Origin of the sequence: Psychrobacter sp. FME13, assembly GCF_014861395.1 — a bacterium.
Classification (GTDB): Bacteria; Pseudomonadota; Gammaproteobacteria; order Pseudomonadales; family Moraxellaceae; genus Psychrobacter.
Genome location: NZ_RRYV01000306.1, coordinates 1 through 1,211 on the forward strand (window position 1 = coordinate 1; position 1,211 = coordinate 1,211).

The 1,211-nt window shown below is 40.1% G+C and carries 1 protein-coding gene; it reads left to right on the top strand.

Annotated elements, in window-relative coordinates; genetic code table 11:
* The first annotated feature begins 155 nt into the window (after positions 1 to 155).
* The gene (locus tag EI164_RS16205; protein WP_068408371.1) at positions 156 to 1,061 is read left to right on the top strand and encodes a LysR family transcriptional regulator; all 906 of its coding nucleotides are present in this window, start codon (positions 156 to 158) and stop codon (positions 1,059 to 1,061) included.
* Positions 1,062 to 1,211 lie beyond the last annotated feature (150 nt).

Here is a 1,211-nt window from a genome sequence, read left to right on the forward strand (position 1 = left end):
GAGTAAGGCGTTGCTTATTTTTTTCAATGTTTTCTCAATTCTATACAGCCCCTAGTCTACGCTTTGTTAATTAATTGATATATTGCATCAATGGACAATATTATTTTCCTTTTTTGCTATAATCTAATCCGCATTACGCCAATTGGAGCACAAGTATGGTCAAAGCTGACGATATGGTTTTATTTGTCCAAGTTGTTGAGGAAGGGTCATTTTCTAAAGTCGCTGAAAAGCTATCATTAACCAATTCAGTAGTGAGCAAGCGCATTGCAAGATTAGAAGAGAACTTAAATACTCAACTCATTTATAGAACCACTAGAAAGTTGAGCTTAACCGATGCCGGCAGGACGCTTTACGACAAAGCTAAAATTGCTAAACATGCCTTTCAGGAAGCTGAAGATGCAGTAACGGGTTACGGCGAAGATATGAAAGGCCATATACGTATAACCCTGCCTGTGGTCTCTGCGAATTTCATATTGAGCGAATCTATTGCTGAATTCTGTAAACAACACCCTGAAGTATCGGTAGAGTTACAAATTACCAATCGATTGGTTGACTTGATAGAGGAAGGATTTGATTTGGCAATAAGGACCGCTGAGCTTGAAGACTCATCGCTCATTGCAAGACGTCTTATAGATAGCCGATGGGTGATATGTGCGACGCCAGACTATTTAAAGCGATATGGTACGCCTCAAACCCCTGAAGAATTAGACAATCATGAGTGCATAATCTATAAGTTAGATAATACCTCTAACAACATATGGCCAGTATGTATAGACGGCACAGAGCAATTAATGCCTGTCCATGGTAGGTTTCATAGCAATCATCTTAGTGCGATTAAACAAGCCACGCTCAGCGATTTAGGCATTGCTTTTTTGCCCCAAGCGTTGGTCCATGAGGAGATACAACAACATACACTTACTCAGATTTTGCAACGGTTTACACGAAAGGAACTGGGCATGTATGCAGTATATCCTAAGGCCAGGCAACCAGATCAAAAGTTAAAACTGCTCGTTGCACATTTGCGAGACTCATTACACCGGAAACAGGCTTACTACTGCTAAGTAAAAAGCCTATTTTGATGTCCTTAGATTAACACATGAAGTGCAATACCAAATGCAAGGTGAAAAAAAGACCTAGATGCGCTAGCATCAAAGTTTTTATCCACCGACCAAAGTGAGATTGCAACCATGAGCTATACACATCTAAGCCTA